This window comes from Hymenobacter metallicola (genome assembly GCF_004745645.1).
GTDB lineage: Bacteria > Bacteroidota > Bacteroidia > Cytophagales > Hymenobacteraceae > Hymenobacter > Hymenobacter metallicola.
The window spans coordinates 257,976-283,417 of the sequence record NZ_SRMB01000004.1 but is presented as its reverse complement, the minus strand read 5'-3'; the positions used below and the strand labels follow the sequence as shown (position 1 = coordinate 283,417).

The following is a 25,442-nucleotide window of genomic DNA, read 5'->3' as shown; positions in this document are numbered from 1 at the left end:
GTATGCCTATACTGAGCTTTTGTTCTAAGAGGTCAGGCTATTTGCCTGATTCAACCAGATAGTCGTTTTCATTGACTGGTGTTTGCCGCTCAACGTGCATGGTTGCCGTTCTCTGAGAAGCCAATCACCAAAACTAAAAAAGCGTTCTGGCCATAAGCCAGAACGCTTTTTTAGTTTTGGTAAAGACAAAGCCCTTGGGGCCAGGCTCATACCGACTAGCCAAAAGACTGAGCCGGACTATTCTGTCTTAGTTTTGTTGCCCGCGGCGTCCTTCACCTTCATTTTGCCGTCTTCCTTCACTTTCAGCTTGCTGCCGTCGGAAGCTTTGGCTTTCAGTTTTTCAACCTGGGTGCCGCTGCCTGCACTGCCCGACATCGAGTTGTCGGTGGAGGTCGTGGTCGACGTCTCGGTAGTTGTCGTGGTGCTCATATCCGCCGACGAGCTCATGTCCGTATCGGACGACATGGCCGAGTTGTCGTCCATGTAGTTCGACTCGTCGTAGGCCGAGCGGTTGGTTTCGTAAGCCTGGTACTGGGCCGGGTCAGTGAAAATGGTCTTGAATTCCGAGTCAACTTCCATGTTAGCCTCGCGCATAGCGGCAGCCATACCGGTCGTGTCAGAAGTATATTGGTTGCGCAGTTCGCCGAGGCGGCGCGAGCGGTTGTAGTAAGCCGTGCGCAGGCGCGACACCGTGGCCGTATCCTGGATTTTCATGTCCGACGCCATGCGGGTTGCAATAGTATTGGCCCGGGTCCGGTATTGGGTGTCCATGTCGCTGGTGTTCATGGCCGTACCATCAGCAGCGTCAGTAGTCGTGGTGGTCGTCGTATCGGTAGTCTTTTCCTGCGAGCAGGACGCCATTGTGAGTGCAGCCGCACACGACAATAGCCAGAACGTCTTTTTCATATGGGAAGGAGGTTGTGAGAGAAGAATCAGAAAAGTAATGCGGCATATACGCGGCCGTAACTAGCTCGGTTACTTCTGGTTGAGCTAACTACTAAAAAAGGCGGCTGACACACCGGTCAGCCGCCTTTACTACCAATAAAACTGCGCTTGGCTTAAGCCCGGCGCAACTCGAATACGGTGATTTCGGGCAGAAACCCGACCCGGCCCGGATAGCCGATAAAGCCCAGGCCAGTATTCACGTACAGGTATTGCTTGCCTTTGTTGTAGAGGCCCGCCCACTGTTTGTAGACGTACTGCACCGGGCTCCACTTCAGGAAGGAAAGGTTGACGCCAAACTGCATGCCGTGGGTGTGGCCCGAGAGCGTCAGGTCAATGTCGGGGTAGTCGAGTACCTGGGCTTCCCAGTGGGAGGGGTCGTGGGAGAGCAGGATTTTGAAGGGGGCGTCGCCGCTGCCGCTGTGAGCCTGGGCCAGGTTGCCATATTTCGGGAAACGCATCTGGGCGCCCCAGTTCTGCACGCCCAGAATGGCTATTTTCTCGCCGTTGCGCTCTATCGTGTGGCTTTCATCGAGCATCAGCTTCCACCCGATTTTAGCGTGGTTCTGCTTGATACGGTCCAGGTTGGCTTGCTTGGCCGCCGCCCCGCCGATGTCGGTCCAGTCGACGTAGTCGGCGTAGTCGTGGTTGCCCAGCACCGAGTAGATCGGCAGCTTGGACTGAATCTTGGCCAGGGTTTCGATGTGGGGCTCGACCTCGGTGGCAATGTTGTTCACCAAGTCGCCGGTCATGAATACTAGGTCGGCGCCCTGCTGGTTGATCAGGGCTACGGCCCGCTCCAGAGGGCCGGTTTCGGCGTTGAAGCTGCCCGTGTGCAGATCCGAAATTTGCAGCAGTTTGAAGCCGTCGAAAGAGGCGGGCAGGTTGGGAAAGTTGAGCACCACGCGCTTTACCTGGTAATCGGTAGCGCCTTTAATCATGCCCCAAATCAGAGCGGCAAAGGGAATGCCGCCCGCCACCAGTGCCAGGCGGTTCAGAAACTGGCTGCGCGTAATGCCGGGCCCGTCGCTGAGCGGGTCGGGCTGGGCACCAAACTTGGAGGCAACGAAGCGCACGAGGCGGCCGGCATCATCAAGCAGCAGGAACAGCACCACCACCAGCTTGGAGGCAAACAGAATCATGATGCCGCTGGTGAGGTAGGTGCGGGCCAGGGTAGGCGGAGTGCCGCGCGTGACGGCCATCCACAGAATGCCGAGCAGGGAAATGATGGTAAGCAGCCAGTAGCCACCGTGGATAAACCGTTGGGTGGTGGAAGAAGCGCCCTGGCTGACGGTGCGTACTGCCTGAAAAACGTACCAATCGACGCCCAACAGAAGCACGACAAACAGCGCGCTGGTGATGATTCTTTGCATAGTGAAGGGAGAAACTGCCCCGGCGCGCGTAAGTTTTGGCCGCCGCTGACTACTTTACCAGACGTATTACGCCTCGTTATACTTTATCCGTTACGCTTTACAACACTAATACCAGATGGAATCGTTTGACAATCTGTCCGAACCAACGCATACCCCCGTTATTTACCAAACCCCCAGTAGCTTCAGTATCAAGAGTTGGGCCGAGGAAGACCGGCCCCGGGAAAAGCTCATGCAGAAGGGTCGCACGGCCCTTTCCGACGCCGAATTGATGGCCATCCTGCTCGGCTCGGGCACGGCCAAGCTCTCGGCCGTAGACGTGGCCAAGCTGATTCTGGCGGCCGTAAAAAACGATTTGAACGAGCTGGCCCGCCTGTCGGTGAAAGAGCTGATGCGCCATAAAGGCATTGGCGAGGCCAAGGCCATTACCATCGTGGCAGCCCTGGAGCTGGGGCGGCGCCGCAAGGAAACGGCCGCCGCGGCCCGCACCACCATCACCTGCTCCCTGGACATCTACAACCTGGTGCGGCCCAACCTGCAGGATTTGCCCCACGAAGAGTTCTGGGTGATTCTGCTGAACCGGGCCAACGTGGTCATGCGCAAAACCAGCGTCAGCAGCGGGGGCGTGGCCGGTACCGTGGCCGACCCCAAAATGATTTTCAAGGAAGCCCTCGAGCAACTAGCCAGCAGCATTATCCTGGTTCATAACCACCCCAGCGGCAACCGCCAGCCCTCGGCCGCCGACATTGCCCTGACCCGCAAGCTCAAGGAAGGCGGGCAGTTTCTGGATTTACCCGTGCTCGACCACCTCATCTATACCGACCACGGCTACTACAGCTTCGCCGACGAAGGAATTTTATAGGGCCTCACCCCGGCTCGGTGCACTACCTTTGCGTGCATTATGCGCATCAACCCCAAACTTCTCATCGGCCTGGGCCTGCTGGTTGTCTTTGCCTATTTCTTCCAGGACTTAGTGGTAGGTCACGACCAGTTCGCCACGGGCATTCAGAAAGCCCGGACCGAGAAAAATAACTCCTTCCGCCGCGCCAAAGACTCGCCCCTGAATGCCGAGCAGCGCGACCATTTCGACTCGCTCCGCTACTACGCCCCCGACAAGGGCTTCCGTGTAACGGCCAAGCTGGAGCGGTTTGCCAATCCGGATACCATGGCTATGGCCCTCACCGATGGCAAGGCCGACAAGTACCTGCGCTGGGGTAAGGCCTCGTTTATGCTCAATCAGCGGCCCCAGCAGTTAGTCTTGTTTCTGAAGGTGAACGACGACAAGCCCGAGCTGTTTGTGCCCTTCACCGACAAAACCAACGGCTTCGACACCTACGGCGGGGGGCGCTACCTCGACGTGGCCCTGCCGGCCGAGCAGGACAAAGAAATCGTGCTGGACTTCAACGCGGCCTACAACCCGTTCTGCGCCTACAACAACGAGTATGCCTGCCCCGTGCCCCCGGCCGATAACCGCCTGGCCGTGCCCGTGCCGGCCGGCGAGAAAAGCTTCCCCGAGGAAGACCATACCGGTCACGCACACTAGCTTTTCGCCGCTTTTCCCGAATCCGTACCTTTGCTGAGCTGTCGGCCGGTTTTGCGCCGGCCGGCTGGCTTCCGACAACCGACTATTTCCGATGAAAATATCCCTCGACTGGCTCCGCACCCTGATTCCAACCGATAAACCGGCCGTCGAAATCGGCCAGCTGCTCACCGGCTCCGGCCTGGAAGTAGAAGGAATTGAGGAGCTCGAAAGCATCCCCGGCGGCCTGCGCGGCGTGGTGCTGGGCACGGTGCTCACCTGCGAGCGGCACCCCGATGCCGACAAGCTCAGCCTGACTACCGTGGACGTAGGCGACGCCACGCCCCGCCAGATTGTGTGCGGTGCCCCCAACGTGGCCGCCGGCCAGCGCGTGGTCGTGGCCCTGGAAGGCGCCACGCTGTACCCGGCCGCCGGGGAGCCGTTCAAAATCAAGAAGTCCAAGATTCGCGGGGCCGCTTCCGAAGGCATGATCTGCGCCGAGGACGAAATCGGCCTGGGCCAGTCGCACGCCGGCATCATGGTGCTGGACACCGAGCTGCCCAATGGCACGCCCGCGGCCGACTACTTCGGTCTGGGCTCCGACTCAATCTACGAAATCGGCCTGACGCCCAACCGCGCCGACGCGGCCTCCCACTACGGCGTGGCCCGGGAACTGCGCGCGTTGCTGCGCCAGCCTTGCCAGCTGCCCGATATCAGTAAGTTCCACGCCCCGGCCTCGGCGGAGCGCAACATTACGGTTAAAATTCAGGACCCCGAAGCCAACCCGCGCTACGCCGGTTTGCTGCTGGAAAACGTGCAAGTAGGTCCTTCGCCCGAGTGGCTGCAGCGCCGCCTGCGCAGCATCGGCCTCTCGCCCATCAACAACGTGGTGGACGTGACTAACTTCGTGCTCCACGAGCTGGGCCAGCCCCTGCACGCCTTCGACGCCGACCAGATTACGGGCAATAAGATCATCGTGAAGCGGGCCCAGGAAGGGGAGAAGTTCGTGACCCTGGACGCGGCCGAGCGGACCCTGAAAGCCGCCGACCTGGTTATTGCCGATGCCACCGGCGCGCCCATGGCCCTGGCCGGGGTGTTCGGGGGCAAAACCTCGGGCGTGTCGGACGCCACCACCCGCGTGTTTCTGGAAAGCGCCTACTTCCAGCCCGCGGCCGTGCGCAAAACTTCCCAGGTGCACCAGCTCAAAACCGACGCGTCCTTCCGCTTCGAGCGGGGCACCGACCCGCACATGGTGCCCGTGGCCCTGAAGCGGGCTGCCCTGCTGCTCCAGGAAGTGGCCGGGGCTACCATTGCCGCACCCATCGTGGATGCGTACCCCGCGCCCATCAGCCACACGCCCGTGCGCCTGCGTTTGCCCCGCGTCGAGCGGCTCGTAGGCCAGTTCATTGCGCCCGAGCGGATCCGCCAGATTCTCACCGACCTCGACATTCTCATTGCCGAGGAAAGCCAGGATGCCGCCGGCCACGCCGAGTGGATTCTCTCAGTACCCCCGCATAAGGTGGACGTGACCCGGGAGGCCGACGTCATCGAGGAAATTCTGCGCATCTACGGCTACAACCACGTGGCCCTGCGGCCCCACAATTCGGCGTCCTACCTGGCCAAGTTCCCCAACCCCGACCCCGAGGTGCTGCGCCAGAACACGGCCCGCCTGCTCAGTGGCCAGGGCTTCTCCGAAATCATTACCAACTCGCTCACCAACTCGCTCTACTTCGAGAAGGAAGGAGAGAAGGACGAGACCCTGGTGCCAGTGCTCAACTTCAACAGCGCCGAGCTGAACGTGATGCGCCCCACGGTGCTGCACTCAGGCCTGGAAATCATCCGCTACAACGTCAACCGCCGCCAGCGCGACCTGAAGCTCTACGAGTTCGGCAAAACCTACCACCGCGAATCCGAGGGTAAGTACACTGAGAAAAATAAGCTCGTCATCTTCCTGAGTGGCAACACCACGGCCGAAACCTGGCAGCAGAAGTCCGACAAAACGACCTTCCACCAGCTGGCCGCCGCCGTGCAGCAGGTCTTGGCCTCGTTCGGCTTCGCGCAACCCGCTTCCCAGCCGGTGCAGCATCCCTACCTGGCCGGGGGCCTCACGCTGCTGGCCCAGAACCAGCCGGTGGCCCACCTCGGGGCCGTGTCGCCGGGCGTGCTCAAGCGCCTCGACGTGAACCAGCCCGTGTGGTACGCCGAGCTGGATTGGGACTTCCTGATGAAGAAGTACAAGAACACGCTCACGGCCAAGGAGCTGGCTAAGTTCCCCGAGGTGCGCCGCGACCTGTCGCTGGTCGTCGACCGCACCGTGACCTTCGACCAACTCCGCCAGATTGCCCAGCGCACCGAGAAGAAGCTGCTGCAAAGCGTGAACGTGTTCGATGTGTACGAGGGCGAAAACCTGGGTGCGGGCAAGAAGTCGTACTCGGTGAGCTTCACCCTGCAGGACCCCACCCAAACCCTGACTGACCAGGCCATTGATGGCGTGATGCAGCGCCTCATCGGCCAGTTCGAAAAGCAAGCCGGGGCCGTTATTCGACGCTAAAAACAGAAAGAACGTCATGCTGAGCCTGCCGAAGCATCTCTACTGCGCAACTACTCAAAGGTAGTACTGCGGTAGAGATGCTTCGGCAGGCTCAGCATGACGTTTTATAGAGAAGATAGGCTGGCCGTTATGCCAACTCTACATAAGCAAACTCCCCGGCCCTTTTTGGTGTTAAGGACCGTTGGCTTGCGGACTTAAAGCACAACTTTAACTGCAAAGTACCAGAGCCCGCAACTTCGTCTTACATTAGCCTTCAAAAATTTCTGTTCGATGGCCTCTTCCAAACAACTTGCCCAACTAGACCGCTTAGAGCGTCAGGTGACGTCTTTAGTGGCTGCCTATCAGGGCTTGCGCGAGGACCTGGCCGATGCCCAGACCACCATTCAACAGCTCCGGGCCGATGTGCGCGACCGGGAGCGGCAGTTGAAGGATTTCCAGAATCAAGAGAATATCGCTAAACTTGTCAATACCATAGCAGGGGAACCTGCCAACGCAAACGAGCTGAAACTTCGCCTCAACGAATATATCCGCGAAATAGATAAGTGCCTTGCCTACTTGAGAGAGTAACAAACCTTACATCCCACGACTGCTGCTCCTAACATGAGCGAACTATCCATCAAAATCCGCATTGCCGACCGGGATTACCCTATGCGGGTAGCTCCCCAGGAAGAGGAACGTCTGCGCATGGCAGGCCGCCTTCTGGGTGAGCGGATCAAGGAGTTTCGCGAGCAGTACGGCATTCAGGACAAGCAAGACCTGCTGGCCATGATTGCCTTGTCCACCATGGCTGACAGCCTGAAGGTCAGCAAGGAAAAGGACGGCACCGACGCAGCCCTCACCGAACGCCTCGCGCGCTTGGACGAACTGCTGTCGGGTGTGGTGCTGGGCTAAAAGCACCGGCGCCGGCATCGTTTCAGACTCGAATCGGGTGGGGCAATCGGCTCCGCCATTCGTTCGTCGTCGGCAGTATTTTCCGTGTTATGGTTTTTCCCCACCCCCTAAAACCATAGCTCAATGCCCGACATTTTGTATATCATCCTGGCCGCCGTGCTTGCCCTTGGGGTCGGCATCGTGGTCGGCAGGCAGCTGGCCGGCAAGGCCCGCCTGGACCACGAGGCCGACGCCAAAGCCCGCGCCCAACAGATCATTCAGGAGGCCGAAGCCCAGGCCACCCGCACCCGCGACGAGCGGATTCAGCAGTCGAAGGACAAGTTCCGCCAGCTTAAGAACGAATTTGAGCAGGAAAGCAAGCGTCAGAAGCAGGAGCTCGAAGCCGAGCTGACCCAGCGCCGCCAGGGCGTAGTCGAGCAGGAGCAGAGCATCAAGCAGCTCACCCTCACTACCCAGCGCCAGCTCGAGCAGATTCAGAAGAAGGAGCAGGACATGGACGCCCTGCGCGAAAAGCTCCAGAATGACTCCCAGCAGCAGCGTGAGCGGCTGGAAGCCCAGGAGGAAAAGCGCCGCGCCACGCTGGAAACCCAGTTGGCTAAGCTTCAGCAGCGCGAGCAGGAAGTAGAAGAGGAGCTGGAAAGCACCCGCGAGTCGCTTAGTGCGCAGCTCACTCAGGTGCAGCACCAGCTCGAAACCATTTCGGGCCTCACCGCCGCCGAAGCCCGCGAGCAGCTGGTGGAGTCGCTCAAGAACGAGGCCCAGATTCAGGCCAGCTCCTACATCAAGGACGTGGTAGCCCAGGCCAAGCTCACGGCAACCAAGGATGCCAAGAAAGTGGTGCTCGAAACCATTCAGCGCACCGCCGCCGAGCACGCCATTGAGAACTGCGTGTCCATCTTCAACATCGAATCGGACGACGTTAAGGGCAAAATCATTGGCCGCGAAGGCCGCAACATCCGCGCCCTGGAAGCGGCTACCGGCGTTGAAATCATCGTCGACGACACGCCCGAGGCCATCATCATCTCCGGCTTCGACCCGGTGCGCCGCGAAGTAGCCCGCCTGAGCCTGCACTTGCTGGTGAAGGACGGCCGGATTCACCCGGCCCGCATCGAGGAAATCGTGGCCAAAACCCGCAAGAATATCGACGAGGAAATCGTTGAAATCGGTGAGCGGACCATCATCGACCTGGGCATTCACGGCCTGCACCCCGAGCTGATCAAGATGGTAGGCCGCATGCGCTTCCGCTCATCTTACGGTCAGAACCTGCTTCAGCACTCCCGCGAAGTAGCCAACCTCTGTGCCACCATGGCCGCCGAACTGGGTCTGAACGTGAAGCACGCCAAGCGCGCCGGCCTCCTGCACGACATTGGCAAGGTCAGCACCGAGGAGCCCGAACTGCCCCACGCCATCCTGGGCATGGAGATGGCCAAGAAGTACAAGGAGCACCCCGACGTCGTCAACGCCATCGGCGCCCACCACGACGAAATCGAGATGACGGCCATGATTTCGCCCCTGGTGCAGGCCTGCGACGCCATCAGTGGCTCCCGCCCCGGCGCCCGCCGCGAGATGATGGAAAGCTACATCAAGCGCCTCAAGCAACTCGAAGAAACCGCTGTATCCTTCGACGGCGTACTGCAGTGCTACGCCATTCAGGCCGGCCGCGAGCTGCGCGTGATGGTAAATGCCGACAACGTAACCGACGACCGCGCCCAGGAACTGAGCTACGAGATTTCGCAGAAAATCGAGAAGGAAATGCAGTATCCCGGCCAGATTAAGATTACCGTTATCCGGGAGATGCGCGCCGTGGCCTACGCCAAGTAGGTAGCCCGTTTCCAGCCACGCAAAAGCCCCCGCGACGGAAGTTGCGGGGGCTTTTGCGCTTTACTTACAATAGTAGATTTGATACCCACCCGCCCAAGTGTCAACTCATAAGTCGCTCCAGCGGAAGACGCTTATGATTTCTGCTGGTTGTTGATAATCGTAGATATCGGCTATGTCGGCAGGCAGAAAATAGCCAAGGAGCGAGGAATACACAATGACCTCCTGGTCGGTCAAGATGCCACTCAAGAGTTGAACAGCGGCTTGCATTTCCTCATCCGGAGTGGCCGCGCCAACCTGGCTCATGTGCGTGTGCCAGTCAGCGGCGGCTGTATTACCCGTTAAACCAACGGTAATTTCTCTATTCTCAGTGCTGACCCACAGCATCAGGTTTGCGTGGCTGCTCGGGCAGGCTATCGTGCTGGTATCGTCAGACGCAGAAGTGCCGACTTTCCTGAACTGCGGAAAGCGTTTCAGCAAGTGGGAAATAACGTAAGCAGTGAATTCCTTCTGACTCATAAGCGCCTACAAGATACTTGGTGGTGCTTTATAAGAAGAAAACCAACCTAGGTCGCGTCCTGCTGCATCTGAACTGTGTCGGCCGTGGGCCACCCCATACATAGGGTGCCCGCAGGGCAAAGTAAAAGTCTTACTATGTATGGGGGATGTAGGCCTAAAATCCATAGAATGGTCATTCTAGGCCTATATAGAGGAACAGTTGACAATTTTTAAAAGTCTACAAAACGGCAAAGTTGGTTTTCGGCGGGCTCTGGGTTGCGGTACGTTTGGTTCATCAACCAACCATACTTCTCTTTCTGCTAGCTGCCATGGCAACCCCCAACCTGCACCGCCTACTATGTCAAACCGCTATTCTATTGGGCCTGGGCAGCTGCACCGTCTATACGCCCATGCAGCCCGCGGTGTCGACCGTCGCGGCGAAGGGGCAGCTGGAACTGACGGGCAGCATGCAGCCCAACACCCGCATGGAAGCCACCGCTGTGTATTCGCCCTTGCCAAACACGCTGGTCATGGGGGCCGGCTCGTTTCGGCCCAAAATCGGTGATACCACGTACTCGGCCACCCGGCAGTGGGAGGTGGGACTGGGAAGCTACGTCCACCTGGGCCCCCACTGGTTGCTGACCGGAATGGCTGGTTATGGCGCTGCCACCACGATAAAGTCGATTCCAGGTATCGGCATTGGCCTTTACAGTGGAGGATATGATCGGTACAAGGCCCGGTACAACAAGATATTCGGGCAGTTAAGTGTGGCGCGGCAGCTGGAGCGGCAGTCCTTTGGGGTGGTGTACCGCATCACCCAGGTAGCATACGAGCAGCTGGACTACAGCTTTGGCCTTAACTCAGACTACTCGGCCATTCCCATGCAAAAGGCATTGCGCCACGAAGGCCTGGCCTTTTTTCGCACCAAGCTTGGTCAGCAAGACCGGTGGCAGCTACAGGCTACCCTGGGCCTGTCGGGACGAGCGACGCCGCAGCCAAGCAGAGAACAACCAGCAGGGCCAAATCAGCATGACCACTACACGGAGGAGAGTGAGGCCAAAAATGCTTCGCGCCCGGTGCTGATGACAAGCCTGGGCGTAGTTTTCCGCCCGAAGTTTTTAGTCAAGCACTAAACTTGATACAACCATAAACAGCTACTTTAGGCTCCGTATATCTGCCGGCCGCTCTGCCTGGGCGGCCGGGTTTATTATATTCCGTGTATTCTCTAGAAGTTGCCGAATGATGTTACGACTACGTTCCTGGACCTCAAGCCTGCTACTGACCTTGGGCCTGAGTGGCTGCTCGGTGTATGCGCCCATGCTGCCGGCTACCCCACAGTTGCGCGACAAAGGCCAGGCCGAAGTGCAGGCTACCAGCTTCCTGAATGGCCGGTGGGAGGGAGCCGGTACCTATTCGCCCGTAAAGCACATGCTGGTACGGGCAGCTGGCGGATTCAAAACGGATTCTCAGGATACTACCTACTTCCGCGTGCGGCAGTACGAGGTTGGGCTGGGCGGGTATTATCCCATCAGCAACCATTTTCTGATCAGTGGGCTTGGGGGCTACGGGCAGGCTGTCAGCAACCGGGGGTACGTGCAGCCTCAGCTTTTCACCGGCGAATCATATAACGTTGACTTTAAGGCCCGCTACCACAAGTACTTCGGCGAAGTGTCGGCTTTGTATTACAATTCCTGGGTGTCAACCGGACTAGCGTTGCGCATGTCTCAGATCCGCTTTGATAGGCTCACCTACAACGGGGAGCCTTTGCCGCTGCAGCACATGACCCGCGTAGAGCCCATGCTTTTCGCCCGGTTCGGCGCTGAGGAAGGAGCCCTGCGCTGGCTGCAGGTGCAAACTTCGGCAGGTATTACGACGGTGCCAGGCAACGAGCCAAATCCGAATTCCCTGGACCCGTACGAATTTGAGTACAGCCGCATTCGGGAAGGCCGGATTTTCCTGGCCTTGAGCCTGGTATTTTATCCGCACTTGCTCGGCAAACCTAAGCTGTAGGTGCCTCAAGCTTGGTGAATACGTTATTGAGCCCCTCGGCCCAGGTGGGGTGGGCAATAACCATGTTCTGCAGCTGCTGGTACTTCAGCTTGCCCATCATTACCAGCTGAAACATGGTCATGATTTCGCCGCCTTCTGCCCCCAGAATAGCGGCCCCGATAATCCGGTCCTGCGCATCGACCAGTACTTTCCAGAAGCCCGTGGTACGGCCCGTTTCGCGGGCCCGGCCAATGGTGCGCACCGGCATTTTGCCCACCCGATAGGCAATGCCTTGTTTGCGGGCTTGGTCTTCCGACAAGCCAATACGGCCCAGCTGCGGGTCGGTGAAGACGGTGTAGGGTAGGGGGCGTTGCCGGGCCGAGCGGCTTTTGCGGTGCAGCAGCGCGTCGCGCACCACGCGGTAGTCGTCGTAGCTGATGTGGGTGAACTGCGGGCCGCCGTGCACGTCGCCGAGGGCATACACTCCCTTGGCCGCCGTTTGCAGCCGGCTGTTCACCTGGATGTAGCCTTTCTCGTCGGTCTTCACGCCGATGGTATCCAAGCCTAGCTTGTCGGAGTTGGGCACGCGGCCGGTGGCAACAAGTAAGTGGGAACCCCGCAGGCGCCGCTCACCCGTTCGGGTATGCGCCGAAAGGGTAAGGATGCCCTCCGCGTTGCGCGACACGTGGTGCGCCTCGGCGCCCAGCACAAACTCGATACCCTCGGCCTCCAGCATTTCCTGCATGGCCTGGCACACGTCCGCATCCTCGTGCTCGAGCAGGTGGGCGCCCGACTCGATAATCGTGACCTTGCTGCCGAAGCGGCGAAACATTTGCCCAAATTCCATCCCGATGTAGCCGCCGCCCAGAATCAGCAGGTGCTCGGGCAGCTCCTGCAGGTCGAGCAGTTCGGTGGTGGTCATGTAGGGCACATCGGCTAGGCCTGCCAGTTCCGGCAGCGCCGCGCGTGTTCCGGTATTAATGAAGACCAGCGGCGCCTTTATTTCCTGGCTGCTACCACCCACTAGCTGGACCTGCACGGTGCGCGGGGCCGTGAAAGCCGCGTGGCCGTGCAAGACGGTAATACCGGTGTTTTCCTCGGTCAGGTTCTGGCGCACGCCTTTGCGCGAGTGGTGAATGATGCCATCCTTGCGGGCAATGACGGCCCGAAAATCGACTTCCGGCTCCCCGCCAGCAATGCCGAATTCCTGCGCAGTCCGGATGTGATGAGCCCGTTCGGCGGAAGCCAGTAGGGCTTTGGTTGGCGAGCAGCCGTAGTTGATGCAAGAGCCTCCCAGGTGGTTTTCCTCTACCAATGCCACTGTCCGGCCGGCTTTGGCAAAGGCTACTGCCAACGGATTGCCGGCCTGACCCGACCCAATAATGAGAACATCGTATGAAGTAGGCATAAAAAGCAGAAATTGGCGAGGAATCGACAATCTGGGGTAAGCTGCCCGTGGCTGTCGAGCTTGTGGATAGGGACTATACGAACGGGTGGCGCCAGTAGCCGTCCGGGGCAGGGCCTTTTTCCGGTTTTGTATTTACTATTGCGCCTTTCCTTTGGGTATGACCGTTGTGCTGCGGCTCACGCTGCTAAGTGTTCTGATAGGGTTGAGCAGCTGCTCGTCGCTCTACTTTCCTCCTCCGCCCCAGGCTCCGCTGCTAACCCAGAAAGGGGAGTTTAGCGGGGGCTTGCATACTAATTTTAGCCAGAATACGGCCCTGCAAGGCGCTTACGCCCTCGGCGACCATATTGGGGTGCAGGGCAGCGCCTCTTTCCTGCGCTCCGATAAGAAGCAGTCCTTTTTTGGTAGCCGCAACAACCGTAAGTACGAGGAACACAACTTCGGCGAAGTGGGCCTGGGCTATTTCACCCGCATGCAGGACCAGCGGGTGCTGGAGTTCTACGGGGGCTACGGCTTTGGCGACGGCAAGCGCACCGAACGCCGGGAAGGCGCCACTACCCAAACCCTGGAAGGCAACCTGCAGAAGTATTATCTGCAGGCCAACTTCAGCAAGAAGCTCAGCAAAACCTGGCACTTCTTCAACCACGATTGGCCCGTGTCCTACGGCATGGCCCTGCGCGCCAGCTACGTGCAGCTCCACGACTTCAAAATCGATGGTAAGCCCCAGGAAATGGAGGACAACGTGTTCTTGGAGCCCATCAGCTTCACGCGCATCAGCGTGCTGGGGCCTATCCAATTTCAAATGATAAGCGGCAGCAACTTCGGGCTGCGCAGCCGCAAGTACCTGAAAGCGGCCAACTCCGTGTTTCAGCTCGGCATCATCGTCAACCTGGGCGGGCAGGAGGGCAAACGGTAAGACCGAATCCTCTTGGTTGCTCATAAAAAGCCCCCGGCGCGTACAGCGGGGGCTTTTGGATAGCTGAGAAGTTTATTGGGGCTTCGATTCGAAAAACGTCGATACGGGACGCTTGAACATGCCGCCAACGGTGGTTATGTACACCGTGTCGCCCCATGATTCGAGGCCGGTGATGTTATGACGTAATAGGCCGTCGTCTTTGAGCAGCCGGACGCTGAAATTGGTATCAGTTAGTTTGCGCGTGAAGATCAGGTTGCTGCCGGCGCCGTGGTAGACGCCCACGAGACTGTCGCCCACCACGTGGTAGGTATTGAACTGGAAGATGGAGGGTGTGTTGCCCACAAACGTCCAGGTGTCGCCATCATCGGTGGAATAGCCCATGTAGCTGCCTAGGATGTACAGGCGGTTCTGCCACTTATAGAAGCATGTGGCACCGGTTGGCTGGGTAAGGACGCGCTTCCAGGAACCGTCCTGCTTGATTTTGTACAGTCCTTCCTGCCCGCAATCGGCTAGAAAATAGTCGTCAATAGCCGTAATCAGGATCGGGAACGAGGGGTAAATACCCATTCCTGTGAATGGAATGGAGATGAGCCGGGGCGTGACTTTGGGCCTGGGAATGTAGGGGTCGGTGCTGGGCGTTACCTGGGCCAAGACGAAGTGGAGCTTGCCATCCGCCGTACCCCGCACGGTTTCATAGCCGAAAAGCAGATAGTTGTTGCGGTTGATGGCCCCGAACTTGGCGGTAGGGAAGTAGTTGCGCTGTACGCGCACCGCCTCAGGATCCAGTCGCTTCAGATAGACGAATTCAGTGGCGCCTGACTGAACCGGGGCCTTATTGGGCGTGAAAGCAACCAATGAGTCGTAATACGTGACGAAGTAGTCGGGCCCCAACGGCACGCGAATATCGATGTCGCTGGAAAACAGGTACCCAAACTGGTCGATGACCGTGCGGTTCTGCCGGGTCGTGACGACGCCAAAGCCCCGGGGCTGCTGAAAGTAGAGGCCGTTAACGGTCTTGCTCAGGCCCAGCAGAATTTTCATATTGCCCGAGAAGTCCTGCACTTCCGTCCAGCTGGATTTCTTCTCGACTTCCACCTCCTGAATCTTAATGACTTCTACTTCTTTCTTACAGGCCGATAGAAGCACAGAACACAATAAAGCAGCGAGTAACCGGTATTTCATAGTGAGGCTGAATAAGGGAATGTAAAGATCAAAAAAAGCCCCGACTTACGCCGGGGCTTTTTCTTATTCAATAGGAACGGGAAGTCTATTTGCTGCCCAGTACGCGCAGCATCGTTTCGCCAATCTCGGCGGGCGAATCCACCACGTGGATGCCGCACTCGCGCATGATGGCCATTTTGGCAGCAGCCGTGTCGTCGGCGCCGCCTACGATGGCCCCGGCGTGACCCATGCGGCGGCCGGGAGGGGCCGTTTGGCCGGCAATGAAGCCGACAACGGGCTTCTTGTTGCCGGTTTCCTTGATCCAGCGGGCGGCTTCAGCTTCCATGCCGCCGCCGATTTCGCCGATCATCACGATACCCTCGGTTTCGGGGTCGTTCATGAGCAGTTCTACGGCTTCCTTGGTGGTGGTGCCGATGATGGGGTCACCGCCGATGCCGATGGCCGTGGTCTGGCCCAGGCCGGCCTTGGTCAGCTGGTCTACGGCTTCGTAGGTCAGCGTGCCCGACTTCGACACGATGCCCACGCGGCCTTTCTGGAAGATGAAGCCGGGCATGATACCCACTTTGCACTCGCCGGCCGTCATTACGCCGGGGCAGTTGGGCCCGATCATGCGCAGACCTTCGCGGCCTTTGAGATATTCCTTCACCGCAATCATGTCCTTGGTTGGGATGCCCTCGGTGATGGTGACAATCACCTTGATGCCAGCGTCGGCGGCTTCCATGATGGCGTCGGCAGCGAAAGCCGGGGGCACGAAAATGATGCTGGTGTCAGCACCGGCCTTTGCAACGGCCTCCGCCACGGTGTTGAACACGGGACGGTCGAGGTGGGTGCTGCCGCCTTTGCCGGGCGTTACGCCGCCAACCACGTTGGTGCCGTACTCAATCATCTGCTGGGCGTGAAACGAGCCTTCGGAGCCCGTAAAACCCTGCACAATCACTTTGGAATCCTTGTTGACCAGAACGCTCATTCGGAGAAGTGTTAGAGGATATTTTCAATTGGGGGGTGGGAACCAGTGGCCCGTTGGGCTACCGGTGTGCAAAAGTAGCCTTTTTTGGGGGCGCGGCAAGCCGCGCTGCGCAAACGATTCTCAGGGCCTTACCAGCTGCCGGCAACCCGCCGGGCTCCGGCCATGAGCCGGTGGCCAAGGCAAAGCAGAGCCCGATTTAGGGCAGCTCCACTAGAACCATTCTGCAGCCGGCAGGCTTTTTCAAAACACCTGCGCCCGCGGCGGCGCCTACGACAAAAAGGCGGTGCCGCCGCGGGAAGGCCGCATTTTGTAAACTCAATCCGCAAAAGCTAGCCCACCCTCGGGGCTACGCCGGCAAATCCGTACCTTTGCCGTCCTCTCACTCAAAAACTGCATACCTCTCGCGCAATGTATTTGAATAACATCGTTGAGGCTATCGGCAACACGCCGCTGGTGAAGCTCAACAAAGTCACCGACGGCATCAAGGGTACAGTCCTGGCGAAGGTGGAGTACCTCAATCCCGGCAACTCGGTGAAAGACCGGATGGCTATGAAAATGATTGAGGATGCCGAAAAAGCGGGTATTCTGAAGCCCGGCGGGACCATCATTGAGGGCACCAGCGGCAACACCGGCATGGGCCTGGCCCTGGGCGCCATTGCCAAAGGCTACAAGTGCATCTTCGTGATGAGCGACAAGCAAAGCAAGGAGAAGCAGGACATCCTGCGGGCCGTGGGCGCGGAGGTAGTTGTGTGCCCCGTCGATGTAGCGCCCGAAGACCCTCGTTCGTACTACTCGGTGGCCAAGCGCCTGAGTGAGGAAACGCCTAACTCGTTCTACCCCAATCAGTACGACAATATGTCGAACACGGCCGCCCACTACGAAAGCACCGGCCCCGAAATCTGGCAGCAGACGGAAGGCACCATCACGCACCTGGCCTGTGGCGTGGGTACGGGCGGCACTATCTGCGGTACGGCCAAGTACATCAAGGAGCAAAAGCCCGAGCTGGTAACAGTCGGGCTGGACACCTACGGCTCCGTATTTAAAAAGTATAAGGAGACGGGCATTTTCGACGAAAACGAAATCTATCCTTACAAGACCGAAGGCATCGGGGAGGATATTCTTCCTAAAAATGTTAACTTTGACTTGATTGACTTGTTTATCAAAGTCACCGACCAGGATGCAGCCGTCATGACCCGTCGGCTGGCCAAGGAAGAAGGCCTGTTTGTAGGCTGGTCGTGTGGTTCGGCGGTCTATGGCGCACTCGAGTACGCCAAAGAGCACCTGAAAGAGGAAGACGTCATGGTTATCATTCTTCCGGACCACGGCACCCGCTACCTCGGCAAGATTTACAACGACGACTGGATGCGCGAGCAAGGCTGGTTGTAACAGAGAACACCCCTGTTTGCGTTTAGGCAGGGCTTACGCTTTCAACAGACACCGCTATGCCTAAGAAACTGCGCAACGTCGTGCTGGTCGATGATAACGAAACGACCAGCTTCCTTAACAACCGACTGCTGAGCCGCCTCGATGTGGCCGACAAGGTGTACACTTTCTCCCGGGCTGAACAGGCGTACGATTTCCTTTGGGGAAATGGCGCCGACCGGGTCAGCTCAATGGAGCCCGACGCGCCCCAGCTGGTTTTTGTAGATCTGAAAATGCCGGGTATGGATGGCTTCGAGTTTTTGGAGCACTACAGCCAGCTGCCCGCCGACGTAAAGGAAAAAACCGTCATGGCCGTCCTCACGACCTCCATGCACTCGGCCGATACGGCCCGGGTTGCCAAATTCGAGGGCGTAGAATACTTAGCCAAGCCCCTAACGGAGGAGAAAATGCGCAGGCTGCTCGATAAGCGTTTTGTGCTGTCCTAAGCTACAGTAACTACCAACGAAAAGGCCGCTGCAAGTTTTTGCAGCGGCCTTTTCGTTGGTAGCCTTATGGATATAGGCAAGACTATACTACTGCTTCCACGAACCGGAAAGCTTCCCCGTCGAACAAGCCTTTGTCGCTGAGCTTGAGACTGGGAATTACCAGCAGGGCCATAAACGACAAGGTCATGAAGGGGGCCCCCAGCGGGCTGCCCAGGCGTTTCGACAGGGCGTCCACGGCGGCGTAGGCCTGGGCCACGTGGTAGCCGTCCTGGTCAGACATGAGGCCGGCTACGGGCAAGGGCAGCAGGATTTCTTCCCCGTCGGGGCCAACGGCCGCCAGGCCGCCTTTGGCTTCCATTACCAGGTTTACGGCCCGGGCCAGGCTGGCGTCGTCGCAGCCGACGGCGGTAATATTGTGCGAATCGTGGCCTACGCTGGAGGCCAGAGCTCCTCGCGTAAGCCCAAAGCCGGTAATAAAGGACACGGCCGGCGCGGCCGGCTGGTAGCGGTTGACGACAGTAAGCTTAAGCACGTCTTTGGCCACGTCGGGCACCACCAAGCCGTTCTCTACCCGGGCCGCCCAATCGTGCCGGGCCGTTATCAGCTGCCCATCGAAGCACTCGATAACCCGTACGGTGGCCGTGGGGGCCGGGGCGGGCAGCTGAAAGTCGGCAGCCGACACCTGCTGGGCGTGGAAGTTATTGACCACTGCAGTGGGCACCGAGGCAATGCGGGTTTCGCCGTTTTCGGCCACCAGCACTCCATCCAGATACGTCTGGCGCACTTGAAAGTCTTGGAGGTTATCAACCACGATAAAGTCGGCCGGGTCGCCCTCCCGCAGCAGGCCCACGGGGAGCTGGTAGTGCAGTACGGGGTTGAGGCAGGCCACGCGAAGTACCTTGAGCACGTCCTGTCCGCGGGCCACGGCGCGCTGCACCAGCTGGTTGACGTGACCCAGCACCAGGGTATCGGGGTGCTTGTCGTCGGAGCAGAACATCAGGTGCTCGTAGTGTTCGGGCAGCAAGTCAATCAGGGCCTCGAAGTTGCGGGCCGCCGAGCCTTCCCGAATCAGGATTTTCATGCCCACGGCCAGCTTGTCGAGGGCTTCTTCGGCCGTAAAGCATTCGTGGTCGGTGCTGATACCGGCTTCGGCGTAACGCCGGGCATCGTCGCCGCGCAGGCCCGGGGCATGACCATCTACGGGGCGGCCGTAGCGCTGAGCCAGCGCAATTTTCTCCATCACGTCGGCCTGGCGGTGCAGCACCCCGGGCCAGTTCATCATCTCGGCCAGGTAGCCGATTTCCGGATTCTGAAACAGCTGCTCGATGTCGGCCGCCGTTATTTCGGCCCCGGCCGTTTCAAAAGGCGTGGCCGGTACGCAGGAAGGAGCCCCAAAGCAAAACTTGAACGGCACGGCCCGGCCGCTCTCCAGCATGTATTCCACGCCAGCCACGCCCAGCACATTGCCGATTTCGTGCGGGTCCGAGACGGTAGCGACCGTACCGTGGGTAACGGCAAGGCGGGCAAACTCGGCCGGTACCAGCAAGGAACTTTCCACGTGTACATGCGCGTCCACAAAACCGGGCAGGGCATAGGGTAGGGCCGCATCCGGGGCCGATGCCGCATCTAAGTCGATGGCCCGGATCTTACCCGCACTCACGTGAATGGTACCAGGCAGTATGGTGTTCGAAAACAGGTTGATAACGTTGGCGCGCAGGCTGAAATCGGCGGGCATAGGGCAGCAAGGAAGAAGGGGGAAAGTTGGGCTTATGCAAAGGCGAACGGGTAAAGAACCGTATATTTGCCGAAAATCCGCGCCGGTGAGAAAGATTGTGACTTTGCTGTTGGCCACCTTGATAGCAGGTTCGGGCCTTACGATGACGAGCTGTGCCCAACGCACAGTTCAGCAGAAGAAAACGGCCTCCTTTAAGCGCAAAGCCAAATTCGGCAAAACTCCCTGTCCCTGCGACAGTCACTAACTCTGTGGCCGGTAAGTCAGCTGGCTTACTTGTTTCGGACCTTAGGCTTTGAACCTGCGCTCTACTTTGTGAATCCCTTCCGTCCCTTCCCCTCGGTGCTTTTGAAAAGCCTGTTAGCCGCCGTGCTGATAGGAGCAGGGCATTTCGTCGGGCAGGCGCAGCAGCGGCCCCCGGTAGTATTTACGCCGCCTGGCTCATATCCCGAAAATACCCGCAACCCCACGCTGCGCTACGAGCCCGGTGGGCGCGTGGGTACTTTTCGGGGACTCGACGGGGCCTGGCACCGGGTGCAAATTGCGGGCTGGCTACCGGATAGAGTGTATTTAAACGAAAGCGGCAACTACTACCGCGCCTTCTCCCCCGAGGAAATGACGGCCTTTGTGCGCGGCACCGACACGGTGGTAACCGTGGCCAACATAGCTCCCGGCAAGCTGGGGCAACTGCGCACGGCTTTTGGCCGCCAGCTGTTTCGTGGCGCCGGCCTGCAGCTCGTCGATGTCACGAACGAAACCAGCTCCATTCTGGACCTGCTGCTTATGCCCCACAAGCTGCTGATTCGTAAAAATGCGGACAGCTGGGAGCTGGTGCCCAAGCAGAAGCGGGCATTGCAGCAGCTCCTGCTGGCTATGCTCTCCGACGACCCGGCACTGGCCGCGCAACTTCGAACCCAGCGCATCGGGCGGCGGCACCTGCTAGCTATCCTCACCCAGTACGCTGACCATCGTACCACGCATTTTTTGCAAACGGCTGCTCAGCCCCGACCTTAGTTTTTGCTTATGGCTTCCGAAAATCCCCTCATCCCGCTGCGGAAGGCCGCCGAAGCCGTGCGGCAACAATTGCAGGCTAACGCCTTCGATGCGGCCGCCGTGCAGCGGCTCGACGCCTTTATTGAGGAGCAGCGCGGCAATATCAAGGATGCCGAGCGGGAGGGCGTAATTTCGGCTCTGGGCTGTTTTCTGGGCCAGTGCCTGGTCACAACCTACCAAGGTGAATGGGCCCTGGGCCCCGACAAAACCACTGGCGTCGGCATTGCCAACAAGCATTTTTTTAACCCCTTCTACCGCGTGTCGCAGCAGCTGGCTCATGGCCAAAAAGAGTCGGTTGCCGTATTCTTCGCGGGTATACCTGAACGCCTGGCTGTAGAGCCTCGTCGTAAAAATTGGATTTAGTGACTACCACCAGCCCCCAGCCCACCGACTTTGCCATGAGAAAAATCGTCATTGCCATCGACGGATACTCTTCCTGCGGCAAGAGCACCACGGCCAAAGCCGTAGCTGCCGAGCTGGGCTACGCCTACATCGATACCGGGGCCATGTACCGGGCCGTGACCCTCTACCTGTTGGAGCGCGATATTGCTTTCGACGATTTGCCCCGCGTGGAGCAGGCCCTGCACGATATTCACATTTCGTTTAAGCGCAACCGTAAAACCGGGCGCAACGAGCTTTGTCTCGACGGGGTGATTCGGGAGGATGAAATCCGGCAGATGCGCATTTCCAACTCCGTAAGCGAGGTGTCGGTCATTCCGGCCGTGCGCCACACCCTGGTTGCCCAGCAGCAGCGCATGGGCCGTAAGCGCGGCGTCGTAATGGACGGCCGCGACATTGGCACCACCGTTTTTCCCGACGCCGAGGTGAAGATCTTTATGACGGCCGACGTGGAAACTCGTGCCCGACGCCGACAGGAGGAATTAGCCGTCAAAAATGAGCACGTGGAGCTGGAAGAAATCGTGGAAAACCTGCGCAAGCGGGACCACATCGACTCGACCCGCGCCGAAAGCCCCCTGCGCCGGGCCGCCGATGCCGTCTTGCTCGATACAACGCACATGATGATCGACGAGCAGGTTGATTTTGTACTCGAACGGGTGTCGGCCCGACTCTTCGAACGCAGCTCGCTGGCGATTACGGGCGGTGAAGAAAGAAACCCTTCCGGAGCTGGACTATAAAAAAGAAGGGCGCGAAAGTTGTAGTCTGCGCCGCGTGTTTGCTACTGAACGAGAGTCATGACTGTCACGATAGATAAGAATTCGGGATATTGTTTTGGGGTAGAATTTGCCATTCAGATGGCCGAGGATGAGCTGGCCAACCAGTCGACCTTGTACTGCCTGGGCGATATTGTGCACAACCGCATGGAGGTGGAGCGCCTGCACCAGCAGGGCCTGCGCATCATCGACCGGGACCAGCTCCAGGACTTGCACGACTGCAAGGTGCTGATTCGGGCCCACGGGGAGCCGCCCGAAACCTACGAGCTGGCCCTGCGCAACAACCTTGAACTGATTGATGCCTCGTGTCCGGTGGTTTTGAAACTGCAGAACCGCGTGAAGCACGCCTTCGATAGCACTACCCGTCAAAACGGCCAGATTGTCATCTACGGGCAGCCCGGCCACGCCGAAGTAACGGGCCTGAACGGCCAGACCGGCAACCGCTCCATCATCGTGATGAGCGAGGCCGACCTGGACCAAATCGACTTTGCCCGGCCCGTGACGCTGTTTAGCCAAACCACCAAAAGTACCGCCGGCTTCTACCACATGAAAGGCGTAATCGAGCAGCGCATTGCCGCCGCCGGGGGCAGCCTGGAGTCCTTTGATGCCAATGACAGCATCTGCCGTCAGGTCAGCAACCGGGAGCCGGCCCTGCGCAAGTTTGCCGTCGACTACGACGTGGTACTGTTCGTGAGCGGCCGGAAAAGCTCGAACGGCAAAGCCCTGTTCAGCGTGGTGAACCAAACCAATCCGCGCAGCTACTTCATTGAGAATGAGCAGGAGCTGAGCGAGGCGTGGCTGCAAGGCGCGGGCAGCGTGGGTATTTGCGGGGCTACCAGCACACCTATGTGGCTGATGCAGCGCGTAGCCGACCGAGTCAATCAGGTGGCCGAGGGGCTGCCGGCCTAAGCTGACCAGTGCGCCAAATACTCCGATTTTCTACTGCCAAACTTCGTTACTTGCCCGGCCGGTTATGGCCGGGTATTTTTTTGCCTTTTTCGCGCTATGAGCAGGTTTTTCAACTACTTCCTGAATGGGTTTCTTATTGTGGCGCCCATCAGCCTGACGATTTACATCCTGTTTGCCATCTTCAACTGGCTCGATCATACCTTCGACCTGACCTGGGACGGTAGCCACATTCCGGGGTTGGGCCTGCTGATTATCATCGGAATGGTGACGGCCGTGGGCTTCATCGCCAAGTCGTTTATGGTGCGGCCCTTCCTGGTGCTGGCCGAACGGATTCTGCACCGTACCCCGCTGGTCAGCATCATTTACTCGAGCCTGAAAGACTTGCTCGATGCCTTCGTGGGCGACAATCAGAAGTTTAACCAGCCCGTGCTGGTGCTGGTCAACAAGGCTACGCAGTGCTACAAAATGGGCTTCGTGACTCAGAACAGCATGAAGGCTATTCACCGCGAGACGCTGATGGCCGTCTATTTTCCGCACTCCTACAACTTTTCCGGCGAGCTGGTGCTCGTGCCCGCCGACCACGTCACGTACCTGGACCTGCCCAGCAGCGACGTGATGAAGTTTATCGTTTCGGGCGGCGTAGCCCGGCTGTAGGCAGGACGGCCCCCGTGGCTATTATGGTCGGCCCTCGGCATTCCGTAGTCATCTGCCGTATTACAAGGCCCAACTCGTGGCTAAGGGTAGCTACAGGGTGACTATTGGATGAAGACTTTCCTGCATTTTCGGACGTACGGGGCCGGTCCGCGCACCGTGCTGGCCTTTCATGGCTATGGGCAGTCGGAGGGCCACTGGCGGGGCATGGCCGCCATACTGGGGCCCGATGTGACGCTCTACGCTTTCGACTTATTTTACCACGGCAGCAGCAAGCTGGCCAAAGCCGACAGCCCGCTACGCAAAAAGCGGCTCGGCGAGCTGTTGGGTCAATTCTTAGCCGAGCACCACATCGACACCTTTGGCCTACTAGCGTTTAGCATGGGCGCTAAGTTTGCCCTGACGGCCGTAGAGCAGTTTCCCGAGCGGGTGGAGAAACTGTGGCTGATTGCCCCCGACGGAATCAAGACCCAGTTCTGGTATGCCCTGGCTACGTATCCGCCCTGGATGCGTGGCGTATTGGGCCGGGCGGTGCTGCGCCCCCAGCGGCTGCTACGCTTTATCGATACGCTGGCCCAGCGCCGCCTGGTCGATTCGGGGCTGGTGCGGTTTGCGCAGTGGCAGCTCGACAGCCGCGAAAAGCGCCTGCGCGTGTACCGCAGCTGGGTGGGGTTCCGGCACCTGGTGTTCGATACCAAGCGCCTGGCCTTTCTACTCAACCAGCGGCCTACACCCGTCACGTTCTTCCTGGGCAAGTACGACCGGGTGATTCCCCACGCCGGCCTGCAGGAGTTTATTACCGCCCTGAAAAATGCGCACACCGTGTTGCTGGAGGCCGGCCACGCCGGCCTGATTTACGACGTGGGCGCCTATCTGCGCCGCCACCCGGAGGAAGTGAAGTGGTAGAGGCGGCTCTATGCAAGTACACAGGGCTCAGATGCCGCTTAGCTCTTGCTCGTACACTTGGTGGCTTTCGTCGTCGAAGGTGACAAACACTACGGTTCTGGGCAGCTCGTGGCTTTCCAGAAACTGCCGGACTTCGCGCACGGCAATGGCCGTAGCCTCGGGTTTCGGGTAGCCATAGTCGCCGGTGCTGATGGCGGAAAAGGCCACGCTGTCGAGCTGGTGCGCGGCGGCTAGGCGCAGGCTGTTACGGTAGCAGTTGGCTAGTAGGAGGGCTTCGCCCTGGTAGCCGCCTTGCCAGATAGGGCCCACGGTATGAATTACTTTTTCAGCAGGAAGCTCTCCGGCGTTGGTCAGGACGGCCTCGCCCGTGGGCAACCCGTTGGGGTATTGCTGGGCCCGGATCTGGCGGCACTCGGCCACAATAGCGGGGCCACCGGCCCGGTGAATGGCTCCATCGACCCCGCCGCCCCCCAAAATAGAGGAGTTGGCCGCGTTGACAATGGCCGTGGTGTCGACGGTGGTAATGTCGCCTTGGTACAACAAAATGCGGCCAAACGCTTGCGCTTCGGCGTGCCATGCTACAGGTGCCATGGTTGAGAAAAGAAGGATGGGAGTCAAACATAAGCCCCGGGGGCTGCCGGTTTCATACGGATCATCCGGCTTTTTCGACGTTTCGGTACGCACGTGCTACGGCTGGGAAGATTAGCGTTTGCCTATGTAAACGGGAATCAATAGGTTCGCTGCATATTCATCCACCTCCTGTTAAACCTTGTTATGGAAGCTGCCCCCCGCGACCCGCAATTGTGGCGTATGGCCAAAGCCCGCGCCAAGTTCAAAACCCACCTGTTCACGTATCTGGCCGTAAACGGGCTGCTGTGGACTATCTGGTTTCTTACCGATTTCTCGGCTGGCCACCGTTACGGAAGCAATATTCCCTGGCCCGTATGGTCGACCGTGTTCTGGGGCATCGGCGTGTTTATGAACGGGGTAGGCGTGTATGGCGGCCTGGGCAAGAGCCAGCTGTCGGAGCGGGAGTACGAGCGGCTGGTGCGGGAGCGGCAGGGGCAGTAGCCCGCGGCTTTCCCGTTAGGCTCAGCTACGAG

General features: G+C 59.0%; 25 protein-coding genes and 1 pseudogene. 18 read left to right on the top strand and 8 right to left on the bottom strand.

Annotation, left to right across the window (positions count from 1 at the left end):
• Nucleotides 1-237: 237 nt before the first annotated feature.
• A complete protein-coding gene (locus E5K02_RS19635; protein WP_135397100.1) occupies nucleotides 238-906 on the bottom strand; it encodes a hypothetical protein in 669 nt (222 codons plus the stop codon).
• Between the two features lie 152 nt (nucleotides 907-1,058).
• Nucleotides 1,059-2,315: a metallophosphoesterase gene (locus tag E5K02_RS19630; RefSeq protein WP_135397098.1), complete on the bottom strand. Its 1,257-nt coding sequence runs from the start codon at nucleotides 2,313-2,315 to the stop codon at nucleotides 1,059-1,061.
• 115 nt (nucleotides 2,316-2,430) lie between these two features.
• On the opposite strand from E5K02_RS19630, the gene radC reads away from it, so the two are divergent.
• The 6 genes from radC (at nucleotide 2,431) to rny (ending at nucleotide 9,094) form a co-directional block, all read left to right on the top strand.
• Nucleotides 2,431-3,174, top strand: a complete 744-nt coding sequence (gene radC, locus E5K02_RS19625) for a RadC family protein (protein WP_135397096.1) — start codon at nucleotides 2,431-2,433, stop codon at nucleotides 3,172-3,174.
• A gap of 39 nt (nucleotides 3,175-3,213) precedes the next feature.
• The gene (locus E5K02_RS19620) at nucleotides 3,214-3,855 is read left to right on the top strand and encodes a DUF1684 domain-containing protein (RefSeq protein ID WP_135397094.1); all 642 of its coding nucleotides are present in this window, start codon (nucleotides 3,214-3,216) and stop codon (nucleotides 3,853-3,855) included.
• Nucleotides 3,856-3,946: 91 nt separating this feature from the next.
• The gene (gene pheT, locus E5K02_RS19615; RefSeq protein ID WP_135397092.1) at nucleotides 3,947-6,382 is read left to right on the top strand and encodes a phenylalanine--tRNA ligase subunit beta; all 2,436 of its coding nucleotides are present in this window, start codon (nucleotides 3,947-3,949) and stop codon (nucleotides 6,380-6,382) included.
• Between the two features lie 270 nt (nucleotides 6,383-6,652).
• On the top strand, nucleotides 6,653-6,949 hold the full coding sequence (locus E5K02_RS19610) for a hypothetical protein (protein WP_100334523.1): 297 nt from the start codon (nucleotides 6,653-6,655) through the stop codon (nucleotides 6,947-6,949).
• 33 nt (nucleotides 6,950-6,982) lie between these two features.
• On the top strand, nucleotides 6,983-7,273 hold the full coding sequence (locus tag E5K02_RS19605; RefSeq protein WP_100334524.1) for a cell division protein ZapA: 291 nt from the start codon (nucleotides 6,983-6,985) through the stop codon (nucleotides 7,271-7,273).
• Nucleotides 7,274-7,396: 123 nt separating this feature from the next.
• The gene (rny, locus tag E5K02_RS19600) at nucleotides 7,397-9,094 is read left to right on the top strand and encodes a ribonuclease Y (RefSeq protein ID WP_135397090.1); all 1,698 of its coding nucleotides are present in this window, start codon (nucleotides 7,397-7,399) and stop codon (nucleotides 9,092-9,094) included.
• A gap of 105 nt (nucleotides 9,095-9,199) precedes the next feature.
• Here the strand turns inward: rny and E5K02_RS19595 are convergent, their stop codons facing one another.
• The gene (locus tag E5K02_RS19595; RefSeq protein WP_135397088.1) at nucleotides 9,200-9,610 is read right to left on the bottom strand and encodes a hypothetical protein; all 411 of its coding nucleotides are present in this window, start codon (nucleotides 9,608-9,610) and stop codon (nucleotides 9,200-9,202) included.
• Between the two features lie 308 nt (nucleotides 9,611-9,918).
• Between E5K02_RS19595 and E5K02_RS19590 the strand changes: the two genes are divergently transcribed.
• Nucleotides 9,919-10,722, top strand: a complete 804-nt coding sequence (locus E5K02_RS19590) for a hypothetical protein (RefSeq protein WP_135397086.1) — start codon at nucleotides 9,919-9,921, stop codon at nucleotides 10,720-10,722.
• A gap of 106 nt (nucleotides 10,723-10,828) precedes the next feature.
• Entirely contained in the window at nucleotides 10,829-11,599 is a 771-nt protein-coding gene (locus E5K02_RS19585; RefSeq protein WP_135397084.1) for a hypothetical protein, read from the top strand.
• Here the strand turns inward: E5K02_RS19585 and E5K02_RS19580 are convergent.
• Complete coding sequence (locus E5K02_RS19580) at nucleotides 11,589-12,986, bottom strand: mercuric reductase (protein WP_135397082.1); 1,398 nt, start codon at nucleotides 12,984-12,986, stop codon at nucleotides 11,589-11,591. The two genes, E5K02_RS19585 and E5K02_RS19580, sit on opposite strands and share 11 nt — an antisense overlap.
• Before the next feature lie 157 nt (nucleotides 12,987-13,143).
• Between E5K02_RS19580 and E5K02_RS19575 the strand changes: the two genes are divergently transcribed.
• Nucleotides 13,144-13,899: a hypothetical protein gene (locus E5K02_RS19575; RefSeq protein ID WP_135397080.1), complete on the top strand. Its 756-nt coding sequence runs from the start codon at nucleotides 13,144-13,146 to the stop codon at nucleotides 13,897-13,899.
• Nucleotides 13,900-13,971: 72 nt separating this feature from the next.
• On the opposite strand, the gene E5K02_RS19570 is transcribed toward E5K02_RS19575, so the two are convergent.
• Both E5K02_RS19570 and sucD read right to left on the bottom strand, forming a co-directional pair.
• Nucleotides 13,972-15,045 carry a hypothetical protein gene (locus E5K02_RS19570; RefSeq protein WP_135397078.1) on the bottom strand — a complete coding sequence of 358 codons (1,074 nt, stop codon included), beginning with the start codon at nucleotides 15,043-15,045 and terminating at the stop codon, nucleotides 13,972-13,974.
• Nucleotides 15,046-15,166: 121 nt separating this feature from the next.
• Nucleotides 15,167-16,048, bottom strand: a complete 882-nt coding sequence (gene sucD, locus E5K02_RS19565; protein ID WP_135397076.1) for a succinate--CoA ligase subunit alpha — start codon at nucleotides 16,046-16,048, stop codon at nucleotides 15,167-15,169.
• Nucleotides 16,049-16,456: 408 nt separating this feature from the next.
• Between sucD and E5K02_RS19560 the strand changes: the two are divergent.
• Nucleotides 16,457-17,431, top strand: a pseudogene (locus tag E5K02_RS19560) (PLP-dependent cysteine synthase family protein); the annotation flags it as partial.
• A 59-nt stretch (nucleotides 17,432-17,490) separates the two neighbouring features.
• Nucleotides 17,491-17,916, top strand: coding sequence for a response regulator (locus E5K02_RS19555; protein WP_135397072.1), 426 nt, complete (start codon nucleotides 17,491-17,493; stop codon nucleotides 17,914-17,916).
• An 82-nt stretch (nucleotides 17,917-17,998) separates the two neighbouring features.
• Here E5K02_RS19555 and ade read toward each other — a convergent pair whose 3' ends face one another.
• Nucleotides 17,999-19,651 carry an adenine deaminase gene (gene ade / locus E5K02_RS19550; protein ID WP_135397070.1) on the bottom strand — a complete coding sequence of 551 codons (1,653 nt, stop codon included), beginning with the start codon at nucleotides 19,649-19,651 and terminating at the stop codon, nucleotides 17,999-18,001.
• Between the two features lie 345 nt (nucleotides 19,652-19,996).
• Between ade and E5K02_RS19545 the strand changes: the two genes are divergently transcribed.
• The 6 genes from E5K02_RS19545 (at nucleotide 19,997) to E5K02_RS19520 (ending at nucleotide 24,339) form a co-directional block, all read left to right on the top strand.
• Entirely contained in the window at nucleotides 19,997-20,662 is a 666-nt protein-coding gene (locus E5K02_RS19545) for a hypothetical protein (RefSeq protein WP_135397068.1), read from the top strand.
• Nucleotides 20,663-20,671: 9 nt separating this feature from the next.
• On the top strand, nucleotides 20,672-21,064 hold the full coding sequence (locus E5K02_RS19540) for a hypothetical protein (RefSeq protein ID WP_135397066.1): 393 nt from the start codon (nucleotides 20,672-20,674) through the stop codon (nucleotides 21,062-21,064).
• A 35-nt stretch (nucleotides 21,065-21,099) separates the two neighbouring features.
• The gene (cmk, locus tag E5K02_RS19535; protein WP_135397504.1) at nucleotides 21,100-21,837 is read left to right on the top strand and encodes a (d)CMP kinase; all 738 of its coding nucleotides are present in this window, start codon (nucleotides 21,100-21,102) and stop codon (nucleotides 21,835-21,837) included.
• A gap of 57 nt (nucleotides 21,838-21,894) precedes the next feature.
• On the top strand, nucleotides 21,895-22,782 hold the full coding sequence (locus E5K02_RS19530) for a 4-hydroxy-3-methylbut-2-enyl diphosphate reductase (RefSeq protein WP_135397064.1): 888 nt from the start codon (nucleotides 21,895-21,897) through the stop codon (nucleotides 22,780-22,782).
• A 96-nt stretch (nucleotides 22,783-22,878) separates the two neighbouring features.
• Nucleotides 22,879-23,436: a DUF502 domain-containing protein gene (locus E5K02_RS19525; protein WP_135397062.1), complete on the top strand. Its 558-nt coding sequence runs from the start codon at nucleotides 22,879-22,881 to the stop codon at nucleotides 23,434-23,436.
• A gap of 108 nt (nucleotides 23,437-23,544) precedes the next feature.
• The gene (locus E5K02_RS19520; protein WP_135397060.1) at nucleotides 23,545-24,339 is read left to right on the top strand and encodes an alpha/beta fold hydrolase; all 795 of its coding nucleotides are present in this window, start codon (nucleotides 23,545-23,547) and stop codon (nucleotides 24,337-24,339) included.
• A gap of 27 nt (nucleotides 24,340-24,366) precedes the next feature.
• Here E5K02_RS19520 and E5K02_RS19515 read toward each other — a convergent pair whose 3' ends face one another.
• On the bottom strand, nucleotides 24,367-24,930 hold the full coding sequence (locus E5K02_RS19515) for an O-acetyl-ADP-ribose deacetylase (protein WP_135397058.1): 564 nt from the start codon (nucleotides 24,928-24,930) through the stop codon (nucleotides 24,367-24,369).
• Between the two features lie 183 nt (nucleotides 24,931-25,113).
• On the opposite strand from E5K02_RS19515, the gene E5K02_RS19510 reads away from it, so the two are divergent.
• On the top strand, nucleotides 25,114-25,410 hold the full coding sequence (locus E5K02_RS19510) for a 2TM domain-containing protein (protein ID WP_135397056.1): 297 nt from the start codon (nucleotides 25,114-25,116) through the stop codon (nucleotides 25,408-25,410).
• The last annotated feature ends 32 nt before the right edge of the window (nucleotides 25,411-25,442 follow it).